This is a genomic window from Mesorhizobium sp. M1334 (assembly GCF_040317995.1).
Classification (GTDB): Bacteria; Pseudomonadota; Alphaproteobacteria; order Rhizobiales; family Rhizobiaceae; genus Mesorhizobium.
This window is the reverse complement of sequence record NZ_JAMYLM010000029.1, coordinates 1-25,601: the sequence shown is the minus strand read 5'-3', so window position 1 is coordinate 25,601 and position 25,601 is coordinate 1. Positions and strand designations below refer to the sequence as shown.

Genomic DNA, 25,601 nt, shown 5'->3' with positions numbered 1-25,601 from the left:
ACGGACGCCGACAAAAAACCAAGAAAAGCACAGATTAAGCTCGGGTGTTGCCAGTCGCCGTTTCTGATCGATGGCCGTCAAGTGATAGCTGATGGCTATGATGTCCCAGGCTGATGACATAGCCAGTCGCCGAAGCCTGCGACGAGGCAGGTTGAGAGTATAAAATGCATCCAGGTAAGCTGGTCGCGTCAGATAAATATTTAAATTCTCTCTTCGAACTCCTCGGTGAGACCAGTCGTGCCAATCGGTTTCTGAGCGCCGGTGACAAGATAGCCGCAAGTCTAACAATTGGATGCCGAGTTGGCTAAATAAAAGGAAGCAGCTGAAATTGGTTCATATTTTTCAAACCGGGGTTGATGGTATCAACCAGTTTTGATCCTGAGCAGGATGTCCTGATCGTAGTTTCCAAAGCCCTTGCCGAAAATGTTGATCCCGCCGGGGCGCTCGGCGTCGTCCTTGACGCCGATACGGACGCGGATTGAATGATGGCTCTTCAGATCGAGTGCGGCGAGGCCGGTTTCGGAAATCCTGAGACCGTCGACATAGGTGCCGTCATTGGCAATTCGCCAGTTCTTCAGCTTGCCGTATTGCGAGCCCTTGAGCTTCCACCAGGAGGGCGTGAAGACGCCGCGCTTGTCGCCGAAATCCCCCGGCGACGTCCAGGTGCCGACATCGACACCATTGATCGTCAGCGTGATGTCCGAGGGCCAATCGGCGCTGGTGCCCGGCACTTCCGAAGACAGCTCTATCGCCACTTCGAGTCCGGTGATCTCGGCATTGGCGAGCTTGGCATTGTTGGGGAACTGGTATTCGACAAAACCGCGCGTGAACCACAGCAAACCGGCCTTCATGCGATCCGGATCAAGGAAAGTGTTCGGCACATCGAGCAAGCCGATGATGCCGTCCGGCGAACAAAGGCCACAGGGCGCGGTAACCTCAAAGCCGGTGTAAAGCCCGATCGGCATCGACACTTCGATCGCGTCGGTCTTGACCGCACGATATTCGCCCTTGAACACGACGAGCATTTCTTCGGCGGTCGGAAAACAGATTTTCTGATTGCCTTTCTTCGCCTTCCGGTTCTCGGTGCGGATCAGGCCCGCATCCTCCAGCACCTGGATGTTTGTCGAGACGGTCGATTGAGGCAGCGACAGCATGGCGGCGATTTCGTTGACATTCATCGGCCCCTTTTCATGCAGCAGTTTCAGCATCGAGATCCGCGCCGAGGAGGCAAGCCCCTTGAGCACGGCAATGCCTTCCTCAGGTTCGATCACCAGAAAATTGCGACTCATGAAATTGCCAGTCTATACTCCTAGAAGAAGCTATCGCCTCGCTAATTCGTGTTCTGTAACCTTGCGTTGGTGGCGGGACCGTTGCAACGGCGTTGAAGGAAACGCCGAGCCGGCAATTTGGTTACATGCAAGCGGCTACACGTTCGGTACGCATTTGAAGCCACACCGCAACAAGGATGTTTGGCTCAGGTCTAAGATTGTTCGCCGCGCAATATGTTTGGCGTGCGGGATGGACGCCCTACGCGCGAGGCTCTGGCTGCAGCTGAGGCGGTGGGAGTATTCGCGTCCAGGTTCGCTGATGAACTGACAGCTTTCAGGACGCGGCTATCTGCCTAGCTCCGTTCTGCGCCCCAGCGCGTCCCAGCCAGGCAAATGCCGGCCGTGCCGCCGACGCTACCCCTTGACCGCTGAGCCGACGATCGAATCCACGAAGAAGCGCTGCAGGAAGACGAAGAGCACCAATGGCGGCAGCACAGCAAGTGTGGCGCCAGCCATGACCAGTCCGGTGTTGAGGGCACCTCGGTTGTAGCTGAGCAGGCGGCTCAGGCTGATTACGATCGGATAGTCCTCTGCATTGCCCTGCAACACGGTGAGCGGCCACAGATAGCTGTTCCAGTGGTAGACGAAGGCAAACAGCGCCAGTGCCGCGATTGCGGGTGCCACGCTCGGCGCGACGATCTTGAACAGGATCAGGAGTTCCGACGCTCCGTCCATCCGCGCCGCGTCGATCAAATCATCCGGCACGCCGGCAATGAACTGGCGCATCAGAAAAATGCCGAAAGCGTTGGCGAGGTTGGGCACGATGATGCCGGCAAGGCTGGCATTCAGGCCGATCGATCCGACGAGACGATAAAGCGGGATCAACGTAACGATCGGCGGCAGGAACATGGTGGCGATCAGCAGCGAAAACAGCAGCGAGCGGCCGGGAAAGTGGTGCTTGGCGAAGGCGTAGCCAGCCATCATGCTGGTGACCAGAATGCCGGCGGTGGTGATGGTGGCGATCACCAGCGAATTCCACATCGAGCGGCCGACATTGATCACGCCGGACACTTTCTCGTAGGCTTCGAGGCTCGGCGTGCGCGGTATCCATACCGGCGGCACCTGCATGGTTTCGGCCGGCGTCTTCAGGCTGGAAAGTATCATCCATAACAGCGGGAAGGCAGAGGCACGGCAACCAGCAGCATCAGCGTCGCGAGCAGCGCCCTGCGGCTCGCCGGGCGTTTGCGCGCCAACCGGCTCGACAATCGCGAACGGCCCGGCGAGCTCATCCGTCGTCCTTCCGGTTGGCATAGGCGAACAGCGCGCACACGACGACGATCAGCGCCAGCATCAGCATCACTGCCATGGCCGAGCCCAGCCCGCCTTGTGCGCGCTCGATGCCGACTCGGCGGATATGATAGGTCAGCACATTGGTCGAGCCGACCGGCCCGCCTTGGGTGATCAGCGCTACCGGCTCGAACACCTGCACGGCGTTGATGATGGCGATGACGGCGCTGAACAGGAGCGTGCGGCGTAGCAGCGGCAAGGTGATGAAGCGGAACTGTTCGCGTCGGTTGGCGCCGTCCAGAGTCGCCGCCTCGTAAAGACTGCCCGGGATCTGGGTCAGCCCGGCAACGGCCAGCACCGTAAAATAGCCGATCTGCTGCCAGACATTGAGCACGACGATCGAGATCAACGCCGATCTTGGCGAGGACAGCCAGGGTTGCGGGCCGATGCCGGCGAGGCCGAGCATCTGGTTGAGCGGCCCTTCGCTCGGCGAATAGAGCTTCGACCAGACCAGCGTCACGGCGATCATCGGCACCATGTAGGTGGAAAACAACACGGTCCGCAGCGCCGTGCCGCCTGCGACATCGCGCTGGTAGACCATCAGCCCGAACGCTACCGAAAGGGGCAGGATGAGCAACACCGATAATGCCGTGTAGATCGCGGTGTTGAGCAGTGCTCGCTTGAAATCCCGTCCGACCGAGGTCGGTCCGAATATTTCGCGAAAATTGTCGAAGCCGATGAAGCTCGCACTGGAAAAAGGTGTTTGCGTCGACCACTCCTGGAATGACAGCCAGATGGTGAGCAGCATCGGCAGCAGGATGAAAACGCCGATCAATGTCACGGCGGGCGCCAGCATGATGCCCGCCGAGGCACGATAGGTCTTGATCATCGCTCTGCTTCCAAAGCGTCGGGCTCTCGAAACAGCGCCTTCGCTATTTGACGGCACGCTCCAGGATCGAGACGGCATCGGCCTGCGCGTTCGCCTGTGCATCCTTGGCCGAGAGCTGCCCATACTGCAACGCCTCGAGCGTCTGCTGGAGCGATTCGCTGAACTCCTGGCCCCCCGGCACGACAGGGAAGGGCTTGGCGTCGGCAAGCACGCTGACATAGCCGGACAGGAACTCGGAACCGAGCTTCTCCTTATGGGCTTCGATGTCGGAGGTCCGCGTCGGCAGGATGCCCATCGACATCAGAATATCCGACATTGCCGAGGCGCCGTTTTTGCCGGACTTCGGACTGTTCAGCCATGCCAGGAAATCCCATGCCGCTTTTTGTTCGGCCTGACCGGCATTGGCGTTGACGACGGTCATCCATGAGTAAGAGATCGAGTGCGGCTTGTCGCCGCTCGGACCGACCGGGATGGGTGCGGTGGCGATATTGGAGAACTTGTCGCCCATGCCGCTCTTCAAAGCGCTTTCCCACCAGTTGGCCATGATGATCATTCCGGTCTTGCCGGAGACGAAATTGTCGAGGAAAGGGCCGGTGGTGTTGGCGTCGGCCGTGGCCATCGCCGGATCGCTGGCGCCGGACTTGATCAGATCCTCGTAGATTTGGAAAGTCTCGCCGGCTTGAGGACTGTCGAGCATCGGTTTGCCGTCCTTGACCAGCTCGCCGCCATTGGAGACCAGCAGCGAGGCGAAGGGATGGACGACGCCCGCCGCCCAGGAATTGATCATGCCGAAACCTTGCTGGCCGGCATCTTTCCTGGTCAGCTTCTGGGCCGCATCCTTCAATTCGGACCAGGTCTTCGGCGCCGCCGCAATGCCTGCCTGCCTGAACAGCTCCTTGTTGTAGTTCAGCGCATAGACGTCGATCTCGTTTGGAATGCCGTAGAGCGTGCCACCAACGGAGGCTGCACTGACGACACCAGCCGGCCATGCGCTCTTGACCTCGCCGGCAACCGCATCGGGGGCCGGCGCGACCAGTTTGTCCCGCGCCAGTTCGGGCAGCCACAAATCATAGATGCCGCCGATCGTCGGCCCATCGGAACTGCCACCCTGGGAACGTAGTGTCGTCAGGAGGTCGCCGAAGGGAACGGAGGACGGTGACGGTCACATCCGGATTGGTCTTGGCGTAGTCCTTGGCCGCAGTGTCCAGCAAAGCGACCGTCTCCGGCGACCAGTGGGTCAGATAGGAGATGCTGACCGATTGCGCCCATCCCGCGGTGGGCGAGGCCAGCACTGCAGCCAGTGCGAGTTTCGAAATCCAAGCCCAAGACATCCGGATCCTCCGCGTAGGCCATAGCGATGCCTATGAGGTTATGACAACATGAAGCGCTGACGCAAGTGCTATCTTTGTGACGAGCTGCTGCCGCGGAAGCGGGAGCCTTCGGCCCTTGGACGAATCAAAGACACATTCATATTTGAAAACAAAAAGTTGTTAGAAGAAGCTCGAGGTTTTTCTTCATGCGCCCGTCCAAATACTGTGGCAAGGCTCTTGCGATCGAGATCATGTCGTTATAATGACATGGACAAGCGAACGACTGTCTGCCGGCTTTTGAGCCGGGGGGAGGGCAACCTCGAGAAGAATGGGAGACTGAGCATGTTTTCAATTCATCGACGCGCCGCGCTCGGCCTGATCGGCGGCTTTGCTGCCGCGTGCACCGCGGTCGTTGCCGCACTGCCGGCCAGAGCCGACGACACCGTGACCTTGTGGAGCTGGCGCACCGAGGACCAGGCTGCGATGCGCCGCATCTTCGATGCCTTCGAGGCCAAGACCCCAGGCATCAAGGTCAACGTCCAGTTTACCCCGGATGCCGACTACCAGAACCGGCTGAGCACGGCACTGCGCGGCGGCCGCGGGCCTGACATCGCCCAACTCAAGGCATACGGGGAACTGCAATCTTTCATCGAGGGTGGTTATCTCGATGCGCTCGACGACAGCGTGCCGGAGCTGAGGAACATGGCTGATGCCGCCCTCGGCGGCGCTCGTGGCCGCGCCGACGGCAAGATCTACGGCGTGCCCTATTCGGTGCCGATGGTGGGCGTCTTCTATAACCAGGACATTTTTGCCGCCCAGGGCATCGAGATCCCCAAGACCTACAAGGATTTCGTCGCCGCCTGCGAGAAGCTGAAAGCGGCGGGCATAACACCGATTGCCGCCGGCGGTGCCAACGGCTCCGCCTGGGCACTGGAGATCGGCGTGGGTGTCGTCGGCCCGACCATCTATGGTCCGGGCTTCTACGACGAGATGATGAGCGGCAAGGCGACGTTCGAGGATCCGCGCTACGTGGCTGCCCTGAAACGCTTTGCCGAGTTGAAGCCGTATTTCTCCGACGGCTTTGCCGGCGTCGATTACACCACCTCGACACAGCAATTCATCGGCGGCAAGGCGGCCATGTTCTTCGGCGGCTCGTTCGAGAACGGCAGCTTCAAGGCGCAGAACCCCAAGCTGAAATTCTCGATCTTCCCATTCCCCGCCGATGACCCGGCAACCAAGCTCTACACCTCGGCCTTTTCAGACGGCTCCTATGGCCTGGTCTCTGAAAGCGCCAACAAGGAGGCGGCGACCAAGGTGCTCAACTTCATGGCCTCGGCCGAGTTCGCGCAGCTCTTCGCCGACGAGTTGGGCTGGCCGCCGGCCCGCACCGACGTCACCGTCCAAGACCCGGTGCTCGCCAAGATGATGGAAATGTCGAAGAATTCCACACCCTATCTGACGCTTGTCGGCTTCCGCTGGCAGACGCCGACGGCCTCCTCGATCCTTCAGTCCGAGATCATCGACATGGTCGAAGGCAACATTACGCCGCAGAAGCTGGCGGCCGACATGCAGGCAGCCGTCAGCAGCTGGTTCAAGCCGAACCAGTAGGCCGTCACACCTGCGCAAGAACAGCACATGATCGACCGTCGCCGCAAAAGCAGCCTCCAGCGCACCCAGCAGCGCATGGCCGTGCTGTTCATCCTGCCGGCATTGGCCGTCTATTCGCTGTTTGTCCTTTATCCGTTGCTGATGTCGCTGTGGGGCAGCTTCTTCGTCTGGAAGGGCCTACGCATGCTGGAGTACGCCGGCATGTCGAATTTTACCCGCCTGTTCGTTTTCCCGAGCGGCGGACGGCTCTACGGAGCGCTCTGGCACAACGTCGCCTGGTTCTTCGGCATCATGCTGTTTCAGAACGGCCTTGGCCTGCTGTTCGCCTGGCTGCTGTTCCTGCGCGCCAAAGGGGCGGCCTTCTTCCAGTCGGTCTTCTTCTTCCCGGCAGTGCTGAGCCCAGTCATCGTCGGCGCCCTGTGGCGCCTGCTGCTGGCGCCCGGCGGCACCATCGAATGGATGCTCAACGGCCTTGGCCTGCATCAAGGCAGCCTGACGGTTCTCGGCAACAGCCACACGGCACTCGTGATGCTGATCGCCGTCGACGCCTGGAACTGGATGGGCCTGCCGGTGCTGATCTACACGGCCGGCCTCAGACAGATTTCCGGCCAGATATTCGAGGCTGCCAGGCTGGACGGGGCCGGCAGCGGCCGCATGCTGGTCTCGATTGCCCTGCCTTTGCTGATGCCGGCCATCGGCACGCTGACGACGCTGTCGTTCATCAACACCTTCAACCAGTTCGACATCGTCTATGTCATGCAAGGCGTGCAGGGCAATCCAAGCTATTCGACCGACACGCTGGTAACCTATTTCTACCGGCTCGCCTTCGGCGCCGAAGGCGCGGTCGGCATCACGGATATAGGCCTGGCGCTTGCGCTGGGAGCGCTGCTGTTCCTCATCCTCAGCATCGGCACGCTTCTGATGCTGCGCTTCTTCGACCGTCGCACGGTGCAATTGTGAACACGTTCGCCATCCCTCAACAGCTCGCACGGCTGCCGGGCTGGACGGCGCTGGTCCTGTGGACCGCAGCGGTGCTCTTGCCGCTCTATATTCTCGTCGTCTCCTGTTTCAAGACCACGGCGGAGATCTACGACAACAGGCTCGGCCTGCCGCAAAGCTTTGCCTTCGACAATTTCGTTGCGGCCTGGACGCGCGCCGATCTCGGCCAGAATTTCATCAACAGCCTGATCGTCACCGGCGGTGCGGTGATCCTGACCATCTTCGTGTCGGCAATGGCCGCCTTTCCGCTGAGCCGCTATCGGCTGGGCTGGAACGGCATCATGCTCGGCGTGTTCCTGTCCGGCATCATGCTGCCGATCCGGCTTGCCTCGGTGGAGCTGTTCACGCTGATGCGCAACCTTGGCCTGCTCGATTCGCTGACCGGCCTGATCCTCGTCTATTCCGCTATCCGCATTCCCTTCGCCGTCTTCATCTTCGCAAATTTCATGCGAGTGCTGCCGTCCGAACTCGACGAGGCGGCGCGCATGGACGGGGCCGGCGAGGCGCGCATCCTGTTCCAGATCGTGCTGCCGATGGTGAAGCCCGCAATATCGATCGTCGCCATCTTCACAGCTATCGCCGTCTGGAACGACTTCTTCTTCCCACTGATCTTCATCTTCGATGACCGCTACAAGACCGTGCCGCTGGCCATCAGCGTCTTTGTCGGCCAGTTCCGCACGGATTGGGGCCTGGTGTTCGCCTCGCTTGCGATCTCCATGGCGCCCATCCTGATCATGTACTGTCTGCTCGCCCGCCAGATTCGCGAAGGCGTCGGCACCGGGGGAGGCGTGAAATGATCGAGGACAAGGTCTATGCCGCACGCTCGATCCTGGTCGTCGGAGCGCACGCCTTCGATGCCGAGGTGATTGCCGGTCCGCTGGCGGCGGCGGCAGTGCAAGGTGGCGCCGAAGTCACCTTCCTGCATCTCACCATGGGCGAACAGGGCCATCCAAGCCTCATCCCCGAGCACTATTGCGTCCAGAAGCAGGAGGAGGCCGCAAAGGCCGCAGCCAGGCTCGGCGTTGCCATGCGCAGTCTCGGGCTGCACGACGCCTTCTTGCCTTGCGACGACGAGACGGCGCTCAAGGTGTGCGACGTTGTGCGCGAGTTGAAGCCCGAAATCGTTATCACCCACTGGCATGGCAGCTGGCACAAGGACCATCGCGCCGCCGCCCGGCTGACGCAGACCGGCATCTTCTTTGCGGCATTGCCGACGCTGAAACGCGACCATGCCGCGCACACACCGCAACTGCTGCTGTTCGGCGAGAACTGGGAGGACGACGAGGGCTTTCGTGCCGAGCATCTCGTCGATGTCAGTGACGGCTTCGACGCCTGGAGCGAGGCGCTGCAGGAATACGAACTTGCACGTGGCCTGAGCAGTTTCCCGTATGTCGATTATTACAGCGCACTTTATCGGCTGCGCGGCTGTCTGCGCGGCACGCGCTACGCGCAGGGTTTTGTGGCAGCGTCGCAATCCTGGCATGCCGGCAGCGGGCTGTTCGCGCCGGCTGCCAGTCGGAGCCGCTCTCGATGACACGCGTTCTCGCCATCGATCTTGGCGGCACCAACTTGCGCGCCGCTATCCATTCCGGGGATGTTCGCTGGCTGGAGATGCTCAGCCGCGAGCCCGCACCAGCAAGTCTTGATGCCTTCGTCGCCCGCGTCGGTGCGTTGCGCGCCGAGGCCGGTCCGGTCGACGCCCTTGGCCTGGCGGTGCCGGGGCTTGTCGAAGGCTCGGTCTGCCACTGGGTTCCGAACCTGCCCTATCTCGACGGTATTGATGTCGCGACCTTGTTTCCTCGTCTGCCTGTTGCCATTGGCAATGACGCGCAGATCGCCATGCTTGGCGAGGCGGTCGAAGGTGCAGCAAAAGGCTTGTCCGATGCCATCCTGCTGGCGATCGGCACCGGCATCGGCTCCGCCGTTCTGGCCAATAATCGCATCGTCGCCGGCGCACGTGGCGGCGCCTGCTCATTCGGCTGGGCCTGCGCCGAGATCGAGGATGAAGGCGAGGACCGCAGTGGCTGGCTGGAGCGCTTCGCTTCCGGTCGGGCATTCGATGCCGCGGCGCGCCAGATCGGGCTGGCCAATGGCGGCAGGCTGGTCGAGGCCGCCCGGGCCGGCAAGACGGCCGCATTTGATGCTTTGGAGCTGCCGGCGCGCCGGCTGGGCACTGCCTTGGCGGGTGCGGTCGCGCTGCTCGATCCCCAGGCAGTCCTGATTTCCGGCGGCCTTGCCGATGCGCTGGACGTGGTAGGGCCGCCGCTGCTTGCGGCATTGCGGCGTCAGCTGCCGCCGCATCTGCGCGGCGTCGTTCTGCGGTCCGGCGAATTCGGCTCCCGCGCCGGTCTCGTCGGCGCCTCGCTGGCCGGTCTCGCCGGAGCACAGTGGAGGCAGATAAGATGAGCGAGCCGAGCTTTCAGCAACCGGACCGCAAAAGGCCCGAGCCGCTCTGGTATCAGGTGGAAGAGGCCATCCGCGCCATCGTCAAGAGTGGCGAGTGGGCGACTGGCGACCAGATTCCGGCCGAAGACAGACTGTGCGCCCTGTTCGGCGTGAGCCGGATCACCCTGCGCCACGCGCTGCGCAATCTGGAGGAGCACGGGCTGCTCAGGCGCGAACATGGCCGTGGCACCTTCGTGCGCTCCACCACGCTGGTCGCTGGCACCCGCGAACTCACCAGCTTCACCCAGGAAATGGGCAATATGGGCGTGGTGGCCGGATCCCGCTTGCTCGACTGCAGCCTGACCACCGCCAATGCCGCGGCGGCTGGAGCGTTGGAGATCGAGGAGGGTGATCCGGTGGTGCGCATCCGGCGGCTCAGGCTCGGCAACAACGAGCCGATCGGCATCCAGACGGCGCAGCTCTCGGCCGCGCGCGTGCCCGGCTTTCTCGATGCCGGCCTGCTGCAGGGCTCGCTCTACGAAGCGCTGGAGCGCCATTACGGCATCGTGCCGGTCGCGGCTCGCGAAAACTACCGTGTTGGCGCTGTCGGGGCGGCGGATGCCGAGTTGCTCGATCTGGCTGCGGGGAGTCCCGCTTTCGTGGTCGAGCGCATCACCACCGACGAGCGTGGCCCATTCGAATTCACCGTCTCCGTGATGCGGGGCGACCGCTACGAAATCCGCTCGACGCTGCGTGCCGGTCGCGCCGCGCCAACCGCAAGAAGCTGAGCCATTACTCAAGCCGACCCATAACAGGAGTACTGACGTGTCCGATCTTTACATACCTCGTCTTGCCGCCCTCATCCAACAGGCCTCGAAAGCCAATGCCGAAGCCTTTGGCGAGGCGGCCAGCCGCTTTGCCGACACGCTCGAGAGCGGCGGGTTGGTTCATCTTTACGGCTCGGGCCACTCGGTGTTGCCGGTCCAGGAAGTGTTTCCGCGCTACGGCAGCTATGTCGGCTTCAATCCGCTCACCGACCCGCGTGTCATGTGGCATAACGTGCTCGGCGCCGGCGGCGTGCGCGAACTTCTGTGGCTGGAGCGGACCGAGAAATACGCCGAGAAATTCCTCGACCACCAGCCGCTGAACAAAGGCGATTCGATCATCATCTTTGGCCACAGCGGCCGCAATTCGTCCGGCATCGACACCGCGCTTTATGCGAAAAAACGCGGCATCTTCGTCGTTGCGATAACTAGCAAGAACAATCTCGACAAGCCGGCGACGCACTCTTCCGGCAAACGGCTTGCCGATGCCGCCGACCTTGTCATCGACACCTGCTCGCCGATCGAGGATGCCATCGTGCCGGTCGAGGGCTGGAGCCGGCCGGTCTCCGGTTCGTCGACCGTGCTTGCCATGATCCTGGCGCATGAGCTGATCGCCCGCACCGCCGAGGCGCTTTCGAAACGCGGCATCGAACTGCCGGTTTTTGCCTCGCCGACAATTGCCGGCGTCACACTGCACGACACCGACGTCATCTATGGCGTCTATCGCGAGAGAATGCTCGAGGCGCAGAAGAAGCACCTGCCGACGTTCCAGGCGACCATGCGCGGCGAATGACAACCGGGCAGGGCACGCAAAACGCTAGGACGCAGACTCATCACCGTGTAGCCAGATGCGAGTTGACACGAGTTTCAGGGCGGCAAGATAGTTCTCAGACAGCTTGTCGTATCGGGTTGCGATGCGACGGAACTGCTTGGCCTTGTTGAAGAAGCGTTCGACGAGGTTGCGGGCCTTGCAGAGGAAGGGGCTGAAGCACATCGGGTCCTTGCGGTTGGCCTTGGGCGGGATGTTGGCCCATGCCTTTTGCTCGGTGACGGCATTGCGCAAGGCGTTGGCATCATAGCCCTTGTCGGCGAGCAGCATGGCACCCTCGGGCAAATCCTTGATCAAGTCCGCTGCGTAGGCCCTTACGCCAGATCAGTTTGTGAAAAGTCATTGCCCTTGTAAAGCAGGGCAAGCCGGTGAGCCTTCGCGCAAGCGTAGGCAAAACAATCGCCGAAATTGAGATCGGCTTTGTGCCCGACTGCTTTGCCGTATTTCATGCTGGCTTCGATCGCCCGGTCGCCGATGTCGCCGGATATCATGATTTCCTTGCCGGCGATCTCGATCAAAAAGGCGTCGACGGTATCACGGGCTTGCGCCAGCATGTTGGCCGTGGGCTTGGCGTTCTTTTTGATGGCTTCGGCCGACGCTCGCGCGAGACCCTGGACTGCCTCGAACCGGACGAGCGGGGAGACATACAGCGGCTTGGTCGCGGCCGCGAGCCGCTTTTCCAGTTCTTCCGCGCCACGTTCCTCATTCAGGATGGCAACGATCACCGAGGCATCGACGAACATCAGTCGTCGCTCCACATTTCGTCGGTGAATTTCTTCATATCGAAATCAGGGTTGGCCGGCCCGATCCGCCGCGCCATTTCCTTGACTTTGGCAAGTCTCTCGCGCAGCGGGACGCTGCCGCGGTTGCGCTCGATCTCGTGGCGCAAGGCGGTTCTGACGGCCTCGGTCTTGCTGCGCGCGTTGGTAATGTGCTGCAGCTCGACGGCCATGGCGTCGACGTCGGGATCGCGAATGAAGAGCGGCATTTTGTATATCCTCATGAGTTATATATGTATATCATACCGGAGATATACTCGCCAGCGAATTCGCGAGCGGCGGTTTTGATAAGGATGGGAGGGAGGAATGCAGCTCGCGAAAATCCGTCGGGAGGTTCGGTTCTGGTGCTCAGTCCTTGGAATCGCTCGGCGTCTGAAACACGTCGCTCCGGCCATGTCACTGTCAACGCCCGCATGCCCAAGGCGTATCGACGCTACGTGCGCCGACGCATGCGCATCCCAACATCCGCGGACCGATTGATGTCGATAGACCGCCCACGCGCCCAACGAGGCCAGCGCCAGCTGCATCGATTGCGTCAGGTTCATAACGGCCATAATCCCGGCCCAGCGAACTCTCTCGTTAGGGCAGCTCGGGGTGCTACGGCTGGATGTTCTTGGGAACATCCCGAGCGCATGATCCGGCGGCGAGGATAAACAATCTGAACCACGCGCTGCCTCCACATGATGGCGCCGGCGAACTCAACGAAGCCGTGCTGTTATTCGTGGTGAACTGGATAACGCGGCCTATCTTCTCGCTCGAAAATTCGGCGGCCTCGACAATCATTGCCGGGGTTACCTCGACGGATCCCTTCGCCGTCTATACGCGTCTCATCGGCTGTCGCGCTGATCCGAATTGACAGCCACCCGCAATTAAAGGGCCGTCTGATGACACCTAGGCCTCCCCAGCAGTATTAGTTCACAAAGCAGGTCGGCACCCCTGCGATCCGCTGGATCCGGTCAGCGTGTGCTTCGGGTTAGGGGTGCAAGATCAGGCGGTGCCATTTGCACGGATGGCGGCGAACCAACCACCACGGCAGGGGCGCCAGATTGCTCACCACGTTGGCTCTCTACTTCGCGGCTCATACTTTGGTGAGCAGCCTGCATCTCCGGAACGGTGAAAACCGGCACCTCGCCCTTGAAACCCTGGAGCTCAAAGGCGCCCGCCTGAACGACTGGCATCGATGCTCCCTTCGCAAAGCCGGGACCAAGCACCAGGGGGATGCCCAGCTTCTTGGTCGTCGACTCGAGCCGTGCCGTGCGGTTCACCGGCGAGCCGATCGCGGTGTAATCGAAGCGCCGTTCGGAGCCGAAATTGCCTACCGAGCAAATGCCGGTCTCGATGGCGACGCCGATTGCGATGGAGGGGTGGCCATCCGCGGTGAAGGCGGCGTCTTCACGCTTTACCCGTTCTATCAGGGCTAGCCCCGCTGCGAGCGCGCGCTCGCGATGGTCCGGCTGATCAAGCGGCGCGTTCCAGAAGGCGAGCACCGCGTCGCCCATGAATTTGTCGATGGTGCCGTCGCGCTTAAGGATCTCATCGGTCGCAATGCCGAGGAAGTGGTTGACCACCTTTGCGATTTCCTGGGTATCGAGTTGTTCGCTCATCGTCGTGAAGCCGCGTATGTCGCTGAGCAGGATTGTGATCTCGCGCTTCTCGCCGGACAGGATCGCTTCGGTGTCCGAGCTTGCGAGGCGCTGCACGACGGAAGGCGACAGATACTGGGAGAACTGCCGTGCCAGGGTGGACCGTCGCTGCTCGCTGCGCCTGTAGAGGACATAGCCTTCGAAGCCGGCTACCAGGATCGTCGCAAGCGCCGGCTGCAGGGGGTCATAGAGTGCACCCTGCATGTTGTATTCGAGAGCGCCGAACACGAAGGGCGTGACGGCCAGCAGCGCGAGAGCCAGGGCACCAAGCACGACACGCTCGGCGAGCACTCCGGAAAGCCCGATGAACATGAGGGCAGTGAGGACAAACCAGAGCCGCTCCACCGTGCGCGCGTGCGTTGGCTCTGCCAGGTAGCGCCCGGCAAGCAACTGGCCGATTGCATCGGCGTGGATGTCCGCGCCTGGTCGCGCTGGACGTGTCGGGGTGGGCAGGTACTGCGTCAGTCCCACGGCCGACAGATCGACAATGACAATGGCATCCCGCAGCCGCTGATCACTGTCGCCAGAAAGGATAGTGCTGGCAGATATGCGTGGCGTATCGGTGCTGGTTTCCCAGAGGCGGATGCTCCCCTCCGGGTCGAGCGGCACGATGGCGCCGGCCATCCTGAGTGCATCGAACCCGGCGGCATTCAGGCGGGCTATGTAGCCGTCCTGCCCGGCATAAAGGCGCAGGAGCTCGAGTGCGAAGGACGGCCACAGCTGCACGCCCTGAGCGGTATTGCGAAGCCACAGCAGCGGCACATGGCGCAGTACGCCGTCGGGATCGGGCAAGGTGCGAATGACGCCGAGGCCCGCGGCGGCGTTCGAGAATTGGGCAAGCGAGCCGGTCAGGCCGGTGAAGCCGGGAAGTGTGTGGGGTACTTGCCCGACGATCGACCAGCCGGCCTTGGGCTCTGCTTCTGAAACCGTCGCCTCGTTACCCAGGCTGACGGCAAGCGCCGTTCGGGTTTTCGCCAGCGCCGCTGCCAGGCGCTTGTCTCCGGCGATGCCCTCAGGCGAGGTGTCGGCCTCGGGCAGTACCAGCGCAAGCCCGATGACCGCGGGGCCGGACTTGGTGATGCCATCGACCAGATCAGCCAAGAGGCCACGGTTCCAGGGCCATCGCCCATGTGCCTTGAGGCTGGCGTCGTCTATCGAGACGATCACGACAGGATTGCTCGTCGCCTGGCGCGGAGCGAGAAACTGGTAGAAGTCGTACGTGCGTTCGCGCAGGCGCGACAACGGCCCGTCAAAAGCCAAATGGCAAGCGAGCAGCAGGAGCACGACCGCAAGGCCGGATACTTTGCGCCTGCCAGCTTGCCGCCAATCAGCCCAGCGCCAACCGACCAAGAGGCTCATGTCGTGCGGCCAGGCCTATTCGCAGTAGTAGCAGCAACCCTCACCCTCACACTCGCCCTTATTCACGCCGCCGCCCACGGGTGGCGTTGGGGTGTCGGGGAACTCCATGACCACTCCTGGCAATGCGCCGTCGGTGGAGTCGCAGACTTTGAGCGAGCCGCCGAGTGCCGACGCACAAAGTGCGCTTACGTCCAATCCCGGACCCAGTGCGCCTGGCAGGCCGGTGCCGGCAATCCGGTCGATGCTGTCCAATATCGGGAAGGTGTCGATTCCGCCGTAGCCGGTCAGCAGCTTGCCATCTTCCGATGTGCAGGCGTAGCCCGGGTTTGTGATGACCAGCCGTTTGCCATTGATCGTGCAGGTCATGCGGCCGGCGCGCAGTATGCCGACGGTCTGGCCGGCTGCCACCAGCACTTCGATGATGCCGCCTCTTGCCCCGAGCACCATGTGCGGCGTCGCAACCTGCATGACGCCGCCTTTCGAAACCTGGCCGCCATAAAAACGGGCGAGGCCGCTGTTCATCCCGATGTCGATCTTTCCAGATACCGAGCCCGGATTGTAGACGAATTCATCGATCGTCAGGCTGGTGTTCGGACCAATCTTGGCGCTCGATTCGTCCCGGAACACCAGCATTCCAAGACCAGTGGGATCGCTGCGCAACTGATCGCCGAGTTCGACGCCGGCACCGACGTTCATTGTCCCGCCGTTGTTGCGGACGATGTTGGTCTGGTAGGCCGTCATCGACCCGATCGTTTCAGCGGCGGATGGTGCCGCGAAGGCAAGGCAGGCGACAAAAATGGCGATCTGACGGTACGGGGTCCTCATCGCGGCCTCTTTCAATTGAGCGTCAACGTGTAGCTCATGAGCATTTCGAACGATTTTCGGTCGCGGTTGGCGATGTCGAAGTTGGTTTCGCGATAGGCGAGATCGACGCTGATCTTCTGCGACTCTGTCAGCTGAAAATCGCTTTCCGAGGCAATGCGCCAGAAGTCGCTCTTGATATTTGTGCCGATGCCAACGGACAGATCGGGGGTGTTGCTGTGGCCGGCCGAGAACGCGACCTGGTGCGACCATGCGAAAAGATCCGGTACGGTCATCAACAGGCCGCCATAGCGGATCTCGCCCGTGTAGCTGTGTCCGATTTCGCCAGATCCGGAGGCGAAGTCATTCGACCCGACAAAGCGCAGTCCGAGCGCCTGGCCATTGCGGAAGCGGTAGCTGCCGCCTGCCTCATAGAAAACCCTGCTATCGGCGAAAATGCCTTGCGAGGCGCTTAGATCGATGTAGCCGCCGCCTGCAAAAAGCGTCGTCTCGACCGTCGGGCGCACAAGAAAGCGTCCACTGAGGCCGATGCCGGTTTCTTGGATGTCGCTATCGAAACGATCTGTAACGGTAAACGCCGAAAGTAACAGGCGCAGCGAATCGATCCCACTATTGGGCAGCCCCTTGTCCCAGGTGATAGCGGCGTTGCCGTGGACGAAAGTCTCCTTGCTACCCGGAACCGACAGGTCTTCCGTGAAAAAGCGCTGTGTCGCAGTCAACGACCCCGAAAGGACGAGGGCGTCGGCACTTGGCGTGCCGAGGTCCCATCGCACAAAGCCTTCCGCCCGCCCATAGGGCGAGACGAAGCTGTCGTCGTCCTGCGCCCCACCCGGCTCAAAATCGGTGAATGCGCTGAACACGCCGCCGGTCAGGGCGAGTTCCCAGGTGACGCCACGCAACGCGCGCTCGATGCGGGCAAGCAGGCGAGCAGCTTCCTGCTGCTCAGCCGCGGACAGCCCCCCAACCTCGATGCCGTACTGCACCTGCCGTCGGGCCAATTCGTAGGAGCCGACATGATAGTACAACCGGCTGGCCGCCAGCCGGGCGCGCGCATCGCGGGGATATTTGATCAGATACTGCTCGATCGAGGAGATCGCCTGATCGTATTGTCCCGCGTTGACGGCAACCGTGACGAACTGGGCGAGCGTTCCGTTGTCGGCCGGACTGGCGATGCGGGCTGAAAAAGCATCGTCATAGGCCGAAAAAAGACCCTGCGCGCCGGCCGGCAATACGCCGCTACAAAGCAGCGCCGCGGCGCAGCCGACGATTGTTCGAAACGAAGATTGCATGCCGAGAACCACCCCAAACCCGACCAGTGCGAAGGACTTAGCACGATCACAAGAAAAAAGGCGACTGAACTTTGGCGAAATCGTCCGAGTTTTCAACAGCTGTTGCAGCCGCGCAACAAACTATCGGGTCCATTCGTATTTCGGCTGCGCTGGTTGCAAAAACATCTTCTCGGCGTTGCTGTATTGATCGAAATATTCGGTCGCGATACAAACTAACAAAACTCATCACGCGATAGCGAACCTGGCTTGCTTCAAGATCAATATAGTTCGCGTGATTCTGCACGTATTTGGTCGCGGCCTGATCCATCAATGTCACATATGGCTCATCCGAAGGTCTTCCGTCGCATTGCGGAGGCGATCGGAGAGCTGGCGGGCAATGCTTCTCAACACGGCTTGCGCGATATGCGGCTTGGCCTTTGATATCTTGTTGGCGGCCGACGAGGTCAGCTCATAGGCAACAACGTCCTCGTCCGCGATCACGTCGGTCGAGCGCGGTCGCTCGGTCAGGAACCCCATTTCCCCCACAGTGCATCCAGCCCCGATGCTCGCCAGCCGGCGCCGTCCGCCAGGCGCATCCACCCAGACACTGATACAGCCGCGCGTCAGCATCCACAGTCGGTCGGCCTGATCGCCAGCGCGGCACAGCACTGTGCCTCGGGGGAACTCGACGCGGTCGAGATAACTCATCAGCACTTTCAGATCTTCTGGTGCCATGGTCATGCCGAAATCGGTGCGCCCAAGCGGCACCTCTATCACCGAGCGGGCAGAACTGTCCGTGCGCTCAACAATTTCCTCTTCGAAGCGCTCCAGCGCCGCCTCGAGATCGGGGTAGATGTTGGGCTTATCGCTTTGTGACGTAAACTCCTCCAGGGCCTCGGCGTCCCTGAGATCACTGAAGAACAATCGCTGACCGCGCCGGGCGCAGCGAGCGGAGATCTGCTGCAACGTCAACGCGCCGGAGGCGTCGACGTCGCTGACGGCGCGGAAATCGAGAATGATCACCCGCACTACGCTGGGCAGCCGGTCAATTTCCTCCGCGAGCTCATCGGCATTGCCAAAAAACAGCACGCCCTGCAGCTCGAGGACTGCCAGCTCCCGCTCGTGAATCGCCAGCAATTCGGTCTGAGCAGTGGAGCGGATGCGCCTGGAGCGCGTCTTGCCGACGATCTCCTTGCGCCGCACCACAGGCCGGTTCATTTCGATCATGAAGACGATGCAGGCCAGCGCCACGCCGACCACGGCGCCGACAACGGGTTGGCCAAGGACTGTAGCGAGCGCCACAGCGGCGACCACGGCCATATTACGCCGTGCCTGGGTTCGGCCCGCCGCGCTGTTGCCGAGAAGCGCTTGCCGCGCGGTCCGCAGCGCCCAACGGTCGATGGTATTGATGCCGACGAAGACCAGAATGGCGGACAGCACAACCAGCGGCATTGAGAAGATCAGATCCGGGAACGAAAGGATGGCAGCCAGCAGCACCGCCCGGCTCGCAAGCGTCGACGTGCGCATGCGCCCGCCGGCACGGTAGTTGGCAACGGTCAGCGTGGCCGACGTGGATACGAACAGCCCGCCCATAAGGGGAGAGGCAAGATTGGCGATTCCCAGCCCGACGAGGGCGCGGTCCTGGCCGACCTGAACGTCGGCCAGATTGCGCGCAGTGCGCAGGGTAAAGACGGTGTCGAGAGTTCCCACGATCGCCAGGGTCAACGAGCCGGCAATCAGGGTCCACCAGATATGTTTCAGCCCCAGCCGGAGCGTTGAGGCAGCCTCGATCATGCTTACCGGTGCCCAGCCCTCTATATCGATCGAGCCGATAACGGGGCCGAGCTCAAGGTCGGGCGCCCACAGGAGGGCTGCGTGGTAGATCACGTAGCCGATGATCAGGCCGGCAAGCAGCGCCGGAATCTTGGGCGCAAGCCGCGTGATCATCGCCATGGCCCCGATCAGCGCAAGACCGAAGGGTAGTCTTGTGATCGTCGCCAGGCTGAAATCCGCCGCCACGATGCCGCTCCAGGAGGAGACCGCGAGAAGCATCGGCGTCTGGCTCTTGATGACCAGGATGCCGACGCCCGAGACGAACCCGGCGACAACCGGATGGGGGGCAAGCTTGACGATCCGGGCGAGACCGGTTGCGCCGATGAGGATCATCCACAGGCCGGTCAACATCACGCAACCGACGAAGGCAAGCAGCGCTTGGGTTGTGTTGCCGTCGAGAGCGACGAGCAGGGATCCCAGCAGGCTGGCCTGGATCAGCGAGTTGCTGGGCATGGTCGTCACGAAGAACGACCGTTGAAATGCGGACGCGACAACGCCGCCGACAATAGCAGCGATGACGCCGGCAAGCGCGCCTTCCGCCACCCGATCGGCACCGAGCGGCGATAGCGCAAGGACGCCGGAGGAGACGCACATCGGCAGCGCTACGCCTGCGGTCGTCACACCCGCGGTGAGTTCCTGGGCCAGAAAGCCCATCCGTGCGCTTAAACGACGCGCAAAGTCCGTCTGTACCGCAACCTGCTCAGTCACGGCGGTTCAAAGCCCCAAAAATCCCACGGTGGTGATCCCGCCGACCGCGTCCTTTTGTAGGACGCGCATCGGCGGACGCGCCAAAACTACAGCACGAGCATGGTGGCGAGCCCCAGCATCAGGCCCATGCCTACGATATCGGTGACGGTGGTAAGAAAGATCGCTGAAGCTACGGCCGGATCGGCGCCGACCCGCCGCAGGCCCAATGGGATCAGCACGCCGGAGATTCCGGACATGAGGCATGATCCGGACATGGCGAGCAGGATGACAAGTGCCAGCATGGGCGCCTGGGCTGCCGACTCCGGTTGGCGCGAGGCGTAGAACCACATGGCCGCAGCCGCCACAAGACCGACGAGCACGCCGTTGGCGATCCCGAGCGCGCCCTCCCTCATCACCAGGTGCAGTTTCGGTCGCTTATCCACATCGCCCAGGGCAAGGCCACGCAGCGTCATAGCCAGTGCCTGGCAGCCGGTGTTTCCGCTCTGCCCCGCCAAGACCGGGAGGAATGCCGCCAGGGCGACGATCTTCTCGATTGTGCCTGTGAATGAACTGACCACGAAAGCAGCCATGAACGCCGTCAGCAGGTTGAGCTGTAGCCAAGGATGACGCTTCAGGAAGGCTGAAAACAGCGGCGTAAAAGAACGCTCCTCCTTCTGGACACCCACCATCTGGCCCGACTGGGCAGAAATCTCGATGATTTGCTGCTCGAACAAGCGCCAGCCGCGGACCTGCCCCAGCAGCCGGTCCTCCGCGTCCACCACGGGATACACCGGATAGTGGCGGCGTACCGCAGCTTTGCAGGCGCCGCTCAAGGACAGATCGACGGGGAGGGCGAACGGTTTTGGCAGCATGATCTGATCTACCGTGGTGTCCGCTTCGCTCAGCATCAGATCGCGCAGGACCACGAGGCCAACCAGTTTATCGCCATCGTCCGTGACGTAGAGATAAGTGAGCTCGGTCGGCACCTCTGCGCGTCTGACGGCCTCCACTGCGGCGGCTACCGTGGTCCCGACAGGAACGCTGGCGGGAATCGGGTCCATCAGCTCAACGAGCGACTCGGGGATCGCGAGGCCCTTGCCATCGCCATGAGGCTTGATAGGCCGCATATGCGGTGGCAAATGCTCCGCCACCTTACGGGCGTGCCCGTCCGGCAACAACTTTAGTGTGTCCCGGATAAACTCGGGAGACTCTCGGGCCAGCAATTCCGCCGCGTCATCAGGTGCTCGAGCACGCAGCGTGCGCACCAGCTTCTCAACGTCGCTCTCTTTCTTCATCTGTTCCCCAATTGCTAGTGTCCTGCCTCTGACGGTATGACACGAATCTGATCGCTCTGCCCTGGCGCTGTGTCCAAGCACCTCGATCCGGGAATGTTCGCCTCTCGGGCACCGATCGGACCGAACCCAGACAGATCGGAGCCGTTGCGGGGTGCATACAGGCGGCCTGTAACGTCTACGTGTCGCCGAGAATTCAACGTGTTGCGAACTTCACCGATCTTTTCCTTGGCTTTGCGAGCACGCCCCACCATGAAACTTAAACCCGGAAACCCCCGCAGAGGGGGCCTCCGGCGGTCGAATTGATTTGCCTCATGCGGCGCATCTTGCCAGTTCCACCAGCTCTGGGGCCGACGAATTCGCCAGGATGACAAGGTTGAAACCGTATAGTTTAGCCTGGGGAAAAAGGCATTCTCTGCATGAAGTCTAGCAGGACACGAGAGGTGCTCTTGAGAGCTTGCACGATCGGGGGCGGGCAGTCTACTTTGTGAGGATCGAGGTCGTTTTTGGTCCGATCCGAGTTAATGTAGGCCCACTGACTATGCCGGTAGACCGCTCGATCGCACCTGGGGAGCGAACGAAGACCCGTTTCGAGAGTGGCGTTGGTTCGCGAAAACGCGAAGCCCTGTTCGAGCTCGCCGAATTCTGCAAACCCCATGGTGTCCTTCCTGGCGAACTCCTCGAGCTTATCGCGCAGCATTTGAACGCGGCCGAGCTTGACGATCTCGCCATCAAGCAACGACACGACCTCGGTGTATGTCCATGCCGATAATACGCACGGTTCCCTCCAATGTTGGTCACGAACAGGGAGCCCAGCGGGCAACACGACAAATACGGATCCGCGCTCGCAGCGCATCCGGGCGAGTCGTAGGGGCGGCCAGATAATGTGCGCGAACTCGCAGTTCATCTGCATACGACGGCCTGCCCGCACTTGCGTGCCCCCGGTGCCCCGTGGCCCGGATGCGCCAAGCTTAACGAAACCTGACGACCGAACAAACGATGGCACCGAGAACAACATGCCGGATAATGGCTTCATCGAGAGCTTCAACGGCCGACTGCGTGATGAACTGCTCAACGAGACGCTGTTTACCTCGCTGGCTCAGGCGCGTCATGGAAATCGGACCCCGCTATCGCCGTAAGCAGCCCGATTGCCTGGCCCGGGCCAAAAACCTCCTCGCCCTGAACAATCGTGCTGAACGCGGCGCGGCGGAGTAAGTCGGGAATGGGCCGCCGCGGTCCTGCGCCTGTACGGTCAGAGCTGCCGAACTCGTGGCAGCGAGCGGTTTCTCACTCGCCAAATTGGCTTTGGAGCGACATGTGATTGGCCGGCCTTGGTGGCGCAGCGCGGCAGCGGCCGGAAGCCTGCCAGTAGCCTACCCATTGGCTAGTAAGCCTCGGCTGATTGTGTTCTTTGCGCTCACATGCCGACTCGGAGTTCAGGTTCGCGAGGCGCTCCTGCATGTCCTACACGATAGAGGCATCCCTGTCCCACTATATTCGTGAGATCAGTCGGTTGCGAGAGATTCGCGGTTGGTTCAAGTGTGCCGGGCTGCCGCACTGATTCATTTGTCGTCAGATCGGCGGCCGAGCCGGAGGCCAGGCCCGCCGCCATTCTCTGGGATGAACTGGATGCCAGCGGCCTCGAGGGCACCGCGTATTGCATCAAGGTTGTTTCGATGTGGAATGCGCGCCCCACGTTCGAAATCAACGACGGTTGCTCTGGAAACGCCGGCCGCCGTTGCAAGTTCGCTCTGGCTCCAATCCAGCATTGCCCTGGCTCCCCTGCATTGTTCCACGGAAATTAAGCTCATCGGGTGAAGTCAGTCTTTTTGGTTGACTTTCGCCTGAGAAATCAGGCTAAATGGGAGACGCTAGGCAAATGTATACGTTAAGACGGCTGAGCAGGTGTTGCTGCACCTGCCCAGCCTGACCACAACCCAAGCTGATAGGAGCTCGGATCATGGCTGATTCCGACAATACCACGACTCTGCCTTCCGTCACCCGCAGGCGAGTGCTTGCGGGAACGGTTGTGGCTACCACCGCGTGGACGCTCGAAGCTAGCGCCCCTGCAGGTGGAGCCGGAAGTATGAATCTGCGTCCTGATCCTGCCCTGGGGCTTTGGCGGGAATGGCAGAAGACCCACAAAGAGCTCAAGCGGCTTTGCCGGAAGCAGCAACGCCTGGAGACAAGACTTGTCGAGAGCATCGGCTTTCCTTTTGTGACCGTCCGCCTGTCTGCAGGCGAGGAAGTGAAGGTCCGTTCGCTCGGGGCACTCGACGACGTGCTCGGCAACGGGCCAGACACAGCAGGTCTCCGCGAAAAGGCCGAAACTGATTTCGCACTGCATCAAGCACGGTGGGACGCGGCTGCCGACGAGACCGGTTACACCGCCGCGCTCGCGGCCGAGCGCGAGGCTGGCGACCAGACGAGGGATTTTCTCGAAGCATTTGCAACCACCCCTGCTACGACGCTCGCCGGTGTGGCGGGCAAGCTCGATGCCGTGTTGCGGGAAGGTGAAGCCTGGGAGGAGTGTTCCGAGTTCCCCTGGCCGCAAATCCGCTCAGCGCTCTGTGATCTGGTGCGCATCACTGAAGGATTTGATGCTGACCGGGTGCCGCGCCCACGTATGCGGCATGACCAGGCTGAACCTCACCGCCAATCCCGATAACCGGCGAGTCAAGATTGGGTTGAACTTCTCGGAGCTGTCCATCGCGATCTCGTGGCCTATGCTGAATTGCTCGGCCGCGAAACCGGAGGGATAATGGCCGATCCAGCAAAGCCGATATCGCCGATGCTGTTCTGGTTCATGACAGCAAAAAGAAAGCTTGCGAGAGCCCGTCGAAGGCTGGGGTTACTATTCGATCCATTCCGGTCGAACGGCGGTCACGACGGATACTGATCACGCAGGGACGCGATGAAGACCGGCAAGGCAGGATTGGCATTATCCCCGCGCCAGCGAGCAAAATTGGATATTTGGACCGGCTTAACCCGATCCGCAACTTCCGGCAGACGGCCCTTCAGGAAGGTTGTTGACATCGCCATCATGGATCAGAGCGACACCAAGGGCATTCCCGACAAGGCGCAGAAGGACGCCCGCACTGACGTGATGTTCGACGATAGTGGGAAGCGGCACGTCGCAGCCAACAGCGTCGCCGAGCAGGAATGCTTCGCCCCTGCGCACCAGTAACGTTTCTTGGCCTAGGTCCGCCCACCCGATCACGGAATTGCTTGCGAGAGGATGATTTGAAGCAAGGACGACGGCTAGGGCGTCGTTCCACAATCTCAACTCAAATGCGCCGCCAGTAGATCGGAAGGAGAAAGTGACGGTGATGTCGACCTCTGCACTGCCCAAGCCAACCCCGAATTCAGGGTAAGACCCTTCGGTCAAGCTCACGTTCACATTTGGATGACATTGCCCGAACTCGATGATCGCATCCACCGCTCGCCCGGCAAGGATGAGCCCGTGGAGCCGATGGAAGTCTTTGTTGTTCGTCTTTGAAGCCGGTCCTAGCCAGCGTGAGAGTATTGTCCAGTCCAAGCAGCAGCAAGCGTGGACGACCTAGAAAACGTCGCCGGCCGGGTTTGGTCAACGTCGCGCGCATGGCGACGAAATATGCTCGTTCCCGTGGCGTATTCGAGATCGCGTATGCGCCGGCTGAGCGCTGTGTGATCGATCCCAGCGCGCCGCACTGCTCTCAGAAAGCTGCCCTCTTCCGCGACCACGATCGCATAATTGAGGTCGCGAGTTGAATGGAGCTCCGCATCTCCGCTTGACGTCTGGGTAGACAAATCGCAGACGTTTTGAGCGCTCTTGGGGCCGCAGGCAATCACAAAATCTCGGCATTGACACTGAAGAGACAATCCGTGCCGCTTTGCAACGGGTACAAGGGCGTCAGATGGTCAGATGGCTCGCAGCTTCTCGCGATGACAGGAACGAGCTCGGAGTGCTCATCGGAGGAGACGAACCCGACTGTCTTTGGTTTTAGCCTGTCCTGAAGACAACCTTTATCCTTAAGTAGCTCTCATGTTTAGCCAGCGCGGCTCGCTCGGCTTTTCGCTCACCTTATGGAATGGCACCCAGCTAGATTAAGAGATCAAGATTAGCTCGGTGGGGTGGCCCTTGGCTAAAGCTGGCACCCGCTTTGGAAAAATCCGGTGCTTGAACAAAGACGGAACGGCGGACCGGCTCGAGCAGAAGGTCCGCCGTTCCGGGTCGTTCAGATCACAAGAAACGAACCTGCCGCAAGCGACAGACCTGGAGAGAGCGTGGCGAACTGTATTTGAGCTGCGCCACCGATCCCGTCGCTGTCGAAAGAGAGTGCTCCGGTTGAGTTGTTGTAGATGATATGATCGGAGCTATCATGTGCGGCCGCACCCGCAAAGAAAGCATCGGATGAAAGGCCTCCCAGCTTAAGTCCGGCAAAAACCGCGTCGTCGAGCTGGATCTTGTCCTGGAGCTTGTTGAAGTCGGTGATCCTGTCGATATTACCGGCTCCAAGAGCGCTGTTGAACACGAAGG

The 25,601-nt window shown here is 61.3% G+C and carries 28 protein-coding genes and 3 pseudogenes; 12 read left to right on the top strand and 19 right to left on the bottom strand.

Annotation, left to right across the window (positions count from 1 at the left end; all coding sequences use genetic code 11):
- Window positions 1-362: 362 nt before the first annotated feature.
- The 5 genes from NKH17_RS29400 to NKH17_RS29380 all read right to left on the bottom strand — a co-directional run bounded on the left by NKH17_RS29400 (window position 363) and on the right by NKH17_RS29380 (window position 4,775).
- Entirely contained in the window at window positions 363-1,289 is a 927-nt protein-coding gene (locus NKH17_RS29400) for an ArsR/SmtB family transcription factor (RefSeq protein ID WP_352902346.1), read from the bottom strand.
- Window positions 1,290-1,682: 393 nt separating this feature from the next.
- Window positions 1,683-2,432 carry a carbohydrate ABC transporter permease gene (locus NKH17_RS29395; protein WP_352902343.1) on the bottom strand — a complete coding sequence of 250 codons (750 nt, stop codon included), beginning with the start codon at window positions 2,430-2,432 and terminating at the stop codon, window positions 1,683-1,685.
- 121 nt (window positions 2,433-2,553) lie between these two features.
- Entirely contained in the window at window positions 2,554-3,444 is an 891-nt protein-coding gene (locus NKH17_RS29390) for a carbohydrate ABC transporter permease (protein ID WP_352902340.1), read from the bottom strand.
- A 43-nt stretch (window positions 3,445-3,487) separates the two neighbouring features.
- Window positions 3,488-4,573 (bottom strand): ABC transporter substrate-binding protein, encoded by a 1,086-nt coding sequence (locus NKH17_RS29385; protein WP_352902366.1) that lies wholly within the window; start codon window positions 4,571-4,573, stop codon window positions 3,488-3,490.
- Complete coding sequence (locus tag NKH17_RS29380) at window positions 4,512-4,775, bottom strand: hypothetical protein (RefSeq protein WP_352902337.1); 264 nt, start codon at window positions 4,773-4,775, stop codon at window positions 4,512-4,514. Before NKH17_RS29380 ends, NKH17_RS29385 begins: the two co-directional genes overlap by 62 nt.
- A gap of 321 nt (window positions 4,776-5,096) precedes the next feature.
- Between NKH17_RS29380 and NKH17_RS29375 the strand changes: the two genes are divergently transcribed.
- Genes NKH17_RS29375 through NKH17_RS29345 form a run of 7 tightly spaced genes read left to right on the top strand, consistent with a single transcriptional unit; the run spans window position 5,097 to window position 11,363 of the window.
- A complete protein-coding gene (locus NKH17_RS29375) occupies window positions 5,097-6,362 on the top strand; it encodes an extracellular solute-binding protein (RefSeq protein ID WP_352902334.1) in 1,266 nt (421 codons plus the stop codon).
- A gap of 27 nt (window positions 6,363-6,389) precedes the next feature.
- Entirely contained in the window at window positions 6,390-7,322 is a 933-nt protein-coding gene (locus NKH17_RS29370) for a carbohydrate ABC transporter permease (RefSeq protein ID WP_352902332.1), read from the top strand.
- Entirely contained in the window at window positions 7,319-8,158 is an 840-nt protein-coding gene (locus NKH17_RS29365; protein ID WP_352902329.1) for a carbohydrate ABC transporter permease, read from the top strand. Before NKH17_RS29370 ends, NKH17_RS29365 begins: the two co-directional genes overlap by 4 nt.
- Complete coding sequence (locus NKH17_RS29360) at window positions 8,155-8,895, top strand: PIG-L deacetylase family protein (RefSeq protein WP_352902326.1); 741 nt, start codon at window positions 8,155-8,157, stop codon at window positions 8,893-8,895. The genes NKH17_RS29365 and NKH17_RS29360 overlap by 4 nt, the downstream gene beginning before the upstream one ends.
- Window positions 8,892-9,767: an ROK family protein gene (locus NKH17_RS29355; protein WP_352902323.1), complete on the top strand. Its 876-nt coding sequence runs from the start codon at window positions 8,892-8,894 to the stop codon at window positions 9,765-9,767. Before NKH17_RS29360 ends, NKH17_RS29355 begins: the two co-directional genes overlap by 4 nt.
- The gene (locus tag NKH17_RS29350; RefSeq protein WP_352902320.1) at window positions 9,764-10,534 is read left to right on the top strand and encodes a GntR family transcriptional regulator; all 771 of its coding nucleotides are present in this window, start codon (window positions 9,764-9,766) and stop codon (window positions 10,532-10,534) included. Before NKH17_RS29355 ends, NKH17_RS29350 begins: the two co-directional genes overlap by 4 nt.
- 37 nt (window positions 10,535-10,571) lie before the next feature.
- Window positions 10,572-11,363 (top strand): sugar isomerase domain-containing protein, encoded by a 792-nt coding sequence (locus NKH17_RS29345; RefSeq protein WP_352806372.1) that lies wholly within the window; start codon window positions 10,572-10,574, stop codon window positions 11,361-11,363.
- A 24-nt stretch (window positions 11,364-11,387) separates the two neighbouring features.
- On the opposite strand, the pseudogene NKH17_RS29340 reads toward NKH17_RS29345, so the two are convergent.
- The 3 genes and pseudogenes from NKH17_RS29340 to NKH17_RS29330 form a co-directional block, all read right to left on the bottom strand.
- A pseudogene (locus NKH17_RS29340) lies at window positions 11,388-11,705 on the bottom strand (transposase); the annotation flags it as partial.
- An 8-nt stretch (window positions 11,706-11,713) separates the two neighbouring features.
- The gene (locus NKH17_RS29335; protein ID WP_352689880.1) at window positions 11,714-12,142 is read right to left on the bottom strand and encodes a type II toxin-antitoxin system VapC family toxin; all 429 of its coding nucleotides are present in this window, start codon (window positions 12,140-12,142) and stop codon (window positions 11,714-11,716) included.
- On the bottom strand, window positions 12,142-12,387 hold the full coding sequence (locus tag NKH17_RS29330) for a type II toxin-antitoxin system VapB family antitoxin (RefSeq protein ID WP_352685438.1): 246 nt from the start codon (window positions 12,385-12,387) through the stop codon (window positions 12,142-12,144). Before NKH17_RS29330 ends, NKH17_RS29335 begins: the two co-directional genes overlap by 1 nt.
- Window positions 12,388-12,791: 404 nt before the next feature.
- Between NKH17_RS29330 and NKH17_RS29325 the strand changes: the two genes are divergently transcribed.
- A complete protein-coding gene (locus NKH17_RS29325; protein WP_352973129.1) occupies window positions 12,792-13,034 on the top strand; it encodes a hypothetical protein in 243 nt (80 codons plus the stop codon).
- Between the two features lie 100 nt (window positions 13,035-13,134).
- On the opposite strand, the gene NKH17_RS29320 is transcribed toward NKH17_RS29325, so the two are convergent.
- The 3 genes from NKH17_RS29320 to NKH17_RS29310 are packed head-to-tail and all read right to left on the bottom strand — an operon-like array spanning window position 13,135 to window position 16,985.
- The gene (locus NKH17_RS29320) at window positions 13,135-15,180 is read right to left on the bottom strand and encodes a CHASE2 domain-containing protein (RefSeq protein ID WP_352902316.1); all 2,046 of its coding nucleotides are present in this window, start codon (window positions 15,178-15,180) and stop codon (window positions 13,135-13,137) included.
- Between the two features lie 15 nt (window positions 15,181-15,195).
- Window positions 15,196-16,005, bottom strand: coding sequence for a FecR family protein (locus tag NKH17_RS29315; RefSeq protein WP_352902314.1), 810 nt, complete (start codon window positions 16,003-16,005; stop codon window positions 15,196-15,198).
- 11 nt (window positions 16,006-16,016) lie between these two features.
- Window positions 16,017-16,985 (bottom strand): hypothetical protein, encoded by a 969-nt coding sequence (locus NKH17_RS29310; RefSeq protein WP_352701525.1) that lies wholly within the window; start codon window positions 16,983-16,985, stop codon window positions 16,017-16,019.
- Between the two features lie 30 nt (window positions 16,986-17,015).
- Between NKH17_RS29310 and NKH17_RS29305 the strand changes: the two genes are divergently transcribed.
- The gene (locus NKH17_RS29305; RefSeq protein WP_352973126.1) at window positions 17,016-17,183 is read left to right on the top strand and encodes a hypothetical protein; all 168 of its coding nucleotides are present in this window, start codon (window positions 17,016-17,018) and stop codon (window positions 17,181-17,183) included.
- Between the two features lie 154 nt (window positions 17,184-17,337).
- On the opposite strand, the gene NKH17_RS29300 is transcribed toward NKH17_RS29305, so the two are convergent.
- The 4 genes from NKH17_RS29300 to NKH17_RS29285 form a co-directional block, all read right to left on the bottom strand.
- A complete protein-coding gene (locus NKH17_RS29300) occupies window positions 17,338-17,598 on the bottom strand; it encodes a hypothetical protein (RefSeq protein ID WP_352902308.1) in 261 nt (86 codons plus the stop codon).
- A gap of 5 nt (window positions 17,599-17,603) precedes the next feature.
- Entirely contained in the window at window positions 17,604-19,757 is a 2,154-nt protein-coding gene (locus NKH17_RS29295) for a SulP family inorganic anion transporter (RefSeq protein ID WP_352902305.1), read from the bottom strand.
- A 140-nt stretch (window positions 19,758-19,897) separates the two neighbouring features.
- Complete coding sequence (locus NKH17_RS29290; protein ID WP_352902302.1) at window positions 19,898-21,085, bottom strand: magnesium transporter; 1,188 nt, start codon at window positions 21,083-21,085, stop codon at window positions 19,898-19,900.
- Between the two features lie 388 nt (window positions 21,086-21,473).
- Window positions 21,474-21,821: a hypothetical protein gene (locus tag NKH17_RS29285; protein WP_352902299.1), complete on the bottom strand. Its 348-nt coding sequence runs from the start codon at window positions 21,819-21,821 to the stop codon at window positions 21,474-21,476.
- Between the two features lie 286 nt (window positions 21,822-22,107).
- On the opposite strand from NKH17_RS29285, the pseudogene NKH17_RS29280 reads away from it, so the two are divergent.
- Window positions 22,108-22,191: pseudogene (locus NKH17_RS29280) on the top strand (integrase core domain-containing protein); the annotation flags it as partial.
- Between the two features lie 453 nt (window positions 22,192-22,644).
- Here the strand turns inward: NKH17_RS29280 and NKH17_RS29275 are convergent.
- A complete protein-coding gene (locus NKH17_RS29275) occupies window positions 22,645-22,851 on the bottom strand; it encodes a helix-turn-helix domain-containing protein (RefSeq protein ID WP_352902296.1) in 207 nt (68 codons plus the stop codon).
- 317 nt (window positions 22,852-23,168) lie between these two features.
- On the opposite strand from NKH17_RS29275, the gene NKH17_RS29270 reads away from it, so the two are divergent.
- Window positions 23,169-23,750 carry a hypothetical protein gene (locus NKH17_RS29270; RefSeq protein ID WP_352902294.1) on the top strand — a complete coding sequence of 194 codons (582 nt, stop codon included), beginning with the start codon at window positions 23,169-23,171 and terminating at the stop codon, window positions 23,748-23,750.
- 51 nt (window positions 23,751-23,801) lie between these two features.
- A complete protein-coding gene (locus NKH17_RS29265) occupies window positions 23,802-23,981 on the top strand; it encodes a DUF2274 domain-containing protein (RefSeq protein WP_352902292.1) in 180 nt (59 codons plus the stop codon).
- 84 nt (window positions 23,982-24,065) lie between these two features.
- Here the strand turns inward: NKH17_RS29265 and NKH17_RS29260 are convergent, their stop codons facing one another.
- The 3 genes and pseudogenes from NKH17_RS29260 to NKH17_RS29250 form a co-directional block, all read right to left on the bottom strand.
- Window positions 24,066-24,476 (bottom strand): LysR substrate-binding domain-containing protein, encoded by a 411-nt coding sequence (locus NKH17_RS29260; RefSeq protein WP_352902363.1) that lies wholly within the window; start codon window positions 24,474-24,476, stop codon window positions 24,066-24,068.
- A 113-nt stretch (window positions 24,477-24,589) separates the two neighbouring features.
- Window positions 24,590-24,913, bottom strand: a complete 324-nt coding sequence (locus NKH17_RS29255) for a helix-turn-helix domain-containing protein (protein WP_352902289.1) — start codon at window positions 24,911-24,913, stop codon at window positions 24,590-24,592.
- A gap of 386 nt (window positions 24,914-25,299) precedes the next feature.
- Window positions 25,300-25,601, bottom strand: a pseudogene (locus NKH17_RS29250) (calcium-binding protein); the annotation flags it as partial.

What these genes read in the sequence shown, in the direction of transcription:
- NKH17_RS29380 (WP_352902337.1), bottom strand. Translation starts at nt 4,775, where the DNA reads ATGTCTTGGGCTTGGATTTCGAAACTCGCACTGGCTGCAGTGCTGGCC.
- NKH17_RS29360 (WP_352902326.1), top strand. Translation starts at nt 8,155, where the DNA reads ATGATCGAGGACAAGGTCTATGCCGCACGCTCGATCCTGGTCGTCGGA.
- NKH17_RS29330 (WP_352685438.1), bottom strand. Translation starts at nt 12,387, where the DNA reads ATGCCGCTCTTCATTCGCGATCCCGACGTCGACGCCATGGCCGTCGAG.
- NKH17_RS29295 (WP_352902305.1), bottom strand. Translation starts at nt 19,757, where the DNA reads ATGGGCTTTCTGGCCCAGGAACTCACCGCGGGTGTGACGACCGCAGGC.
- NKH17_RS29275 (WP_352902296.1), bottom strand. Translation starts at nt 22,851, where the DNA reads ATGCTGGATTGGAGCCAGAGCGAACTTGCAACGGCGGCCGGCGTTTCC.
- NKH17_RS29315 (WP_352902314.1), bottom strand. Translation starts at nt 16,005, where the DNA reads ATGAGGACCCCGTACCGTCAGATCGCCATTTTTGTCGCCTGCCTTGCC.
- NKH17_RS29375 (WP_352902334.1), top strand. Translation starts at nt 5,097, where the DNA reads ATGTTTTCAATTCATCGACGCGCCGCGCTCGGCCTGATCGGCGGCTTT.
- NKH17_RS29400 (WP_352902346.1), bottom strand. Translation starts at nt 1,289, where the DNA reads ATGAGTCGCAATTTTCTGGTGATCGAACCTGAGGAAGGCATTGCCGTG.
- NKH17_RS29305 (WP_352973126.1), top strand. Translation starts at nt 17,016, where the DNA reads ATGATAGTACAACCGGCTGGCCGCCAGCCGGGCGCGCGCATCGCGGGG.
- NKH17_RS29300 (WP_352902308.1), bottom strand. Translation starts at nt 17,598, where the DNA reads ATGGATCAGGCCGCGACCAAATACGTGCAGAATCACGCGAACTATATT.
- NKH17_RS29395 (WP_352902343.1), bottom strand. Translation starts at nt 2,432, where the DNA reads ATGATACTTTCCAGCCTGAAGACGCCGGCCGAAACCATGCAGGTGCCG.
- NKH17_RS29320 (WP_352902316.1), bottom strand. Translation starts at nt 15,180, where the DNA reads ATGAGCCTCTTGGTCGGTTGGCGCTGGGCTGATTGGCGGCAAGCTGGC.
- NKH17_RS29350 (WP_352902320.1), top strand. Translation starts at nt 9,764, where the DNA reads ATGAGCGAGCCGAGCTTTCAGCAACCGGACCGCAAAAGGCCCGAGCCG.
- NKH17_RS29290 (WP_352902302.1), bottom strand. Translation starts at nt 21,085, where the DNA reads ATGAAGAAAGAGAGCGACGTTGAGAAGCTGGTGCGCACGCTGCGTGCT.
- NKH17_RS29335 (WP_352689880.1), bottom strand. Translation starts at nt 12,142, where the DNA reads ATGTTCGTCGATGCCTCGGTGATCGTTGCCATCCTGAATGAGGAACGT.
- NKH17_RS29370 (WP_352902332.1), top strand. Translation starts at nt 6,390, where the DNA reads ATGATCGACCGTCGCCGCAAAAGCAGCCTCCAGCGCACCCAGCAGCGC.
- NKH17_RS29355 (WP_352902323.1), top strand. Translation starts at nt 8,892, where the DNA reads ATGACACGCGTTCTCGCCATCGATCTTGGCGGCACCAACTTGCGCGCC.
- NKH17_RS29270 (WP_352902294.1), top strand. Translation starts at nt 23,169, where the DNA reads ATGAATCTGCGTCCTGATCCTGCCCTGGGGCTTTGGCGGGAATGGCAG.
- NKH17_RS29390 (WP_352902340.1), bottom strand. Translation starts at nt 3,444, where the DNA reads ATGATCAAGACCTATCGTGCCTCGGCGGGCATCATGCTGGCGCCCGCC.